Here is a 5109-nt window from a genome sequence, read left to right on the forward strand (position 1 = left end):
GCGTCGTGGCCAGGCATGTCGATACGGCCATTGAAAATTCCAGACCACACGTATCCGGGGGAGATGGTGTTGGAACGGATGCCGTCCTTGGCGAGCGCTGCGGCAAGGTAACGTGAGTGTTCCATGATGGCCGCTTTGGTGGCGCCATACGCGTTCACCGGCGTCGGACTTCCCATCATGTAGTTCGCGTTGTGTCCGGACAGGGAGGCTGTGAAGATCAGTGAGCCGCCATGACCGTGTTCGCGCATGATTTCATGCGCGATGCGGCCGGTACGGTAGGTGCCGTTGAGGTTGATGTTGATGGTGCGTGTCCATACTTCTTCGGTGGCGTCTTGATCGTCGCCCGGTACGTTGACTCCGGCGTTGAGGAATGCGAAGTCGACGGTGCCCAGCTGTTCCACCAATTGCGTTTTGAGTTCCGCGACTTGTACCGTATCGGTGACGTCGCAGGTGAGCGCGATGACGTTGGTGCCGAAACGTTCGCTCATGTCTTTCGCCAGTTCGGTGAGCTTGTCTTCTTGGCTGGGCAGGTCGACTAGTGCGACGTCTGCTCCGGCTTGGGCGAGTGCGGCTGCGGCGTTGCGTCCTAGACCGCCTGCGGCTCCGGTGACGAAGCCTTTGCGGCCGCGCATTGAGAATTTGTCGAGTATCGAGTAGTTTGAATCCTCCCATTTGTCGAGGGGATAACGTTCGTCGAAGATTTGTTCGACGGTTTTCTCTGGAATCTTCGATGATTCGTCTGCCATGTTTCGCTCCTTTGCGTGATGGTGACCGCTTTTTTGGATGCGTCCGCGCATCATGTTTTGCGCATCTATGGACCATGTTTGCGGTTGCCTATGCTCGTGCCTGCGGTCGTTCGGCGTCCGTGCCGAACTAATCCGAGTGTAGCAAATAAAACGATGGCGGTGCTGTCAGTATTTGTCAGGTAAAGCGTAGTGAGGAAACCGTAAGGTCAATATAAGAAGATAGTTGATGATTGAAAGGGGAGTGATGACGGAGTTGAAAATGTTTTCCAAGCCTGTGGTGTTCACGGATTTCGATGGGGTGCTCAACGCCTTTCCGGATGACAAGCTTTTGCGCAGGAGTGGCGTGAACAAAGTTATGACCTGGGCGAAGCCCGACAGTCCCTACGCGAAAATGTACAATCCTGAAAAAGCGTTCCACTTGGACGGCAACGAAAAAGCCCACACGCCCGTAGGCTCATGGCGCATCCACTGGTCCAGCGAACTGTCCGACGCCATGTACGCGTTGGCAGTTGACGGCATTGTGGAATTGTGGTGGCTGTCCACCTGGCAGCCATACTGCAGTCAGATTCTCGACCCGATGCTCGGCTGGGATCCCATGCTGGTCGATGTCATCACTTGGTACGATCCTGTCACCAAATGGGGACGTGAGACAGGCAAATGGCAGACCATCCAACGACGCGTACGCATCGAATGCGAAGAGAATGAACCCGCGCCGATCGTATGGATCGACGATGATGAATGCTTCGAACAGCGCGCGCAGCTCTTGGAGGAACTCCAGCCGAAAGCGCCGGTGCTTATGGTCCGTCCGGACTATCGTATCGGCATCAGCCGTCGCCAATGGAAACTGATCGATACGTTCGTGCACCATCCCGAACAGTTCGACACGGTCACGTTCGACATGGAACCAACCTGCAGGATATACGACATCCACCACGGTTTCTAGCCTAAATGAATTACCATGGGAGGATAGTCGAGCGGAATGAAGGAAGGATGGGGTTATGGCGGAACGTATCGTGGAGCGTCTTATCCGAGAGCGTGATACTCGATATGGTGACGGCATTTACACGACTACACAAATCCAGTTCGCATGGAATTCCAATCATATGGAAGGTTCCACCCTTACTGCCAAACAGACCGCGCAGCTATTTGCCACCGGTACCTATACCACGGATGGCAGCGAACAGGTCAATCCTGACGATGCGTTGGAAACCCGTAATCATTTCGCTGCGTTCCGTTGGATTCTCGACCATGCTGATGAGCCGGTGGACCGGGATATGGTCTGTCACCTGCATGCCATTCTCAAGCAGGGCACCAGACAGGTCTCCGACTCGCTTTTCAACGTGGGCGGCTACAAGACTCGGCCGAACTTTATTGGCAATCCTGTTACTCCGACAAGGACTGCGCTGCCGCAGGATGTTCCCGAATTTATGGACAGGCTGTTTGATATGTGCACGAAACTTGAGGATGAACCGTATCAGATCGCCCGTGTCCATTGGACGTTTGAGAAGATTCACCCATTTTCGGACGGCAACGGTCGAATCGGACGGCTTATCATGTTCAAGGAGCTTTTGCGTATCGATGCGTTGCCTGTCCTTGTCCATGACGCGTATCGTGCGGAGTACGTCAATGGCATCAGCAAGTTTCCGGACGAGCCAGGATGGCTGGTTGATACGCTTCTATTCGAACGGGACCTTTACCGGTCGCATGTTCTGAAAACGGATGCCGAGGCATTGCGTTACACGTACCATGACCAATGGAATATGGCTGAGCATCGGGTGGAACGAGATGAGGATCTGGAATTCGCCAAGCTCATCGACACGAAGGCCCAGCCGTTGTTCGATGAGGAGTATCAGCAGCGCGAACGGCTCCTATGGGGCGAATAGCGGTCCGACTGTGTTGTTGTGGTGGTTCCTCCTTCCAAACGTGACATGAACCGAATGTGCATTGAGATGTGCAATTTGTGCACATTGCGGTCGCCGGCCGTTCACCTTGGTGTAAAAAGGAATCAGCCTTCGGACTTTAGCATGAGATGCAATGGCGCGTATTGAATGCGCGCATACGAGGAAGTGAGAGCTGCATACATGCGTGTATTCGACTTCGATGGAACCATCTATGACGGAGAAAGCCTGTTCGACCTGTACCTGTTTTCGGCCAAATACAATCCGAAGGTATTGCGGTACATCGCCCCGGTACTGCGCTATGCCATCAAATACAAGCTCGGACGAGCCACGTTCGATCAAATGGAATACGGTGTGGGCAAGCTATGCCACGGATATTTAAGCGAACTGGCCGAATCATTGGAATTCGAAGAATTGGTCAACGCCTTCTGGGATCAGAACATGAAGCGCATCAAACCCTGGTATGAGCCACGCGAAGACGATGTGATCCTCACCGCCTCGTTCGACATCACCGTGGGCGAGGCCTGCCGCAGGCTTGGCGTGCAACATTTGGTCTCGTCCACCATCGACGGCAACACGTTGAACGTAAACTACCTCAACTTCAACACCAACAAGCCCAAACGATTCCGCGAACTCTACGGAGACAACGTTCGAGTGGACGAATTCTACACAGACAGCCGATTCGACCAGCCCATGATCGACATGGCCCGACGTGCCTACATGGTCAAAGGCAACAAAATCCACCAAGTCAAATAGCCGGAAAGGCTGGAACGGAATACGGCGGCAAGGGCCGATCTTGACATCTCCCCTTCGGCATGGACGCCTTGCACGAGCCAGGATGGGCGTCGGTCGGTCATATTGCCGTATATGGAAAATACGACCGACCGCAAAAACAGTTAGAACGACACGCGCTTGGAATGGTTTACGGCAGAAACCTCGCACACGATGCCAACAACTACCTCGAAACACGCTTCACACACAACAAATAAATCAACCAAGCAACAGGCATCGCCAACATAAACACCGGATAAAACCACACAGCAGACAAACGCCCATACACCAAACCACCCACAAACGGACCAACCGACATACCCAAATCAATACCCGCATAATACGTACTATTCGCAATACCACTGCGCTCGCGGCCTGCGATTACCACGGCCTGCGCCTGCGTGACTGAACTCATCAGACCGTAGCCGACAGCGGTGAAAATCGCAGCCAACAACAGCATCCAATCATTGAACAGGAACGTCATGCATGCGAGCATCGCCAGCATGCCCAACGAGCAGACCGTCAGCCAGAAACGGAAGCCCTTGCTGTCGAACAGGTCGCGCAAGCCCAGTCGCAACACCAATAACGCGACCGCGTAAAACATGAAAAACAGGTCGGACGATACCGGCAGATGACGAGACTGAACATAATTCACGATGAAGGACTGATTTGCGAAATACGCTATCGCAAACATCATGAACGTCAGCGACAACGGCACCACACGCGGTTCCAGAATCGAACGGATCGAAAAACGATGCTTTTTGGTTGCGCTAGCAGAACCGTCAATGTCTACGGCAGTGGAGGGATTCTCCGTTATGGAAGTCTGCTTTTTGCGTACCGGTTGTCCGCCATTCTTCACCATCAGTGTGGCGATCAGCATGATCACCGCCAGCACCAGCGAACTCAAAAACGTCAGACGATAACCGATGTATTTTTGCGCGCGAATACCCAATGCCGGTCCGACCGCCATAGCCAGCGCGTTCATCGTGCCATACAATCCCATGCCGGCACCCATATGCCGGATCGGCAGCAAAAGCGACATCCACGTGGCTAGGCAGACCGAGCAGCATGCGAAACCAACGCCGTTGATCACGCGAGCCATGATGAGCATGATGGGGGAGTTTGCGAAATAGTACAGCAGTCCGGCGGCGAAATAGAGCACCGTGCCAACCGCCACAAGCGTGCGCTTGCTGGTTTTGTCGGAAAGATTGCCTGCGATAGGGCGGCAGAACAGTGAGATGAAACTCATCGAACCGGCCACCGCACCCATCAGCATGCCGTCCGCGCCCAACGATTCCGCATATCCGGCAACGATCGGATTGGCAAGCATATTGCTCGACATGAAACAGAACGTCGCAAGCATGACCAACGCCATATCACGGGTGATGAGACGATCATGCTTACGCCGGGGCTGTTCGGGCTGGTTCGATTGTTGTGCCGGTTGCTTCTGTCGTACCGATTCAGATGCGGGTATCATTGGTGCTGTCATGCTCGTTCGCCTCCGAGCATGCAACTGTAGCAGCCTTGACGAAAAACGGCCGTCCACATATTGCGGACGGCCGATGGAGATGGCTTTAACGATGTGAAAGTATGCTTCGCTTACAGAGTTTTTACAGAGCTTTGGCGGCCTGCTCGACAAAACCTTCCATACCGTCGATGTCAACGACATGGTCGAAACGCACGTCGGCGGTCTC

Annotated in this window: 5 protein-coding genes; 3 read left to right on the top strand and 2 right to left on the bottom strand. The window is 53.9% G+C overall.

Annotated elements, in window-relative coordinates; genetic code table 11:
- On the bottom strand, window positions 1-746 hold a 746-nt coding region (locus Q5H33_RS08025; protein ID WP_302423928.1), incomplete at its 3' end, for an SDR family oxidoreductase.
- A gap of 244 nt (window positions 747-990) precedes the next feature.
- Between Q5H33_RS08025 and Q5H33_RS08030 the strand changes: the two genes are divergently transcribed.
- The 3 genes from Q5H33_RS08030 (at window position 991) to Q5H33_RS08040 (ending at window position 3400) form a co-directional block, all read left to right on the top strand.
- Complete coding sequence (locus tag Q5H33_RS08030; RefSeq protein ID WP_038445389.1) at window positions 991-1689, top strand: hypothetical protein; 699 nt, start codon at window positions 991-993, stop codon at window positions 1687-1689.
- Window positions 1690-1744: 55 nt separating this feature from the next.
- Window positions 1745-2629, top strand: coding sequence for a Fic family protein (locus tag Q5H33_RS08035; RefSeq protein ID WP_003834689.1), 885 nt, complete (start codon window positions 1745-1747; stop codon window positions 2627-2629).
- A 198-nt stretch (window positions 2630-2827) separates the two neighbouring features.
- Window positions 2828-3400 carry a haloacid dehalogenase-like hydrolase gene (locus Q5H33_RS08040; RefSeq protein ID WP_021913082.1) on the top strand — a complete coding sequence of 191 codons (573 nt, stop codon included), beginning with the start codon at window positions 2828-2830 and terminating at the stop codon, window positions 3398-3400.
- 199 nt (window positions 3401-3599) lie between these two features.
- Here the strand turns inward: Q5H33_RS08040 and Q5H33_RS08045 are convergent, their stop codons facing one another.
- A complete protein-coding gene (locus Q5H33_RS08045) occupies window positions 3600-4904 on the bottom strand; it encodes an MFS transporter (protein ID WP_302423935.1) in 1305 nt (434 codons plus the stop codon).
- Window positions 4905-5109: the final 205 nt, after the last annotated feature.

The organism is uncultured Bifidobacterium sp. (assembly GCF_959020145.1).
Lineage (GTDB): Bacteria > Actinomycetota > Actinomycetes > Actinomycetales > Bifidobacteriaceae > Bifidobacterium.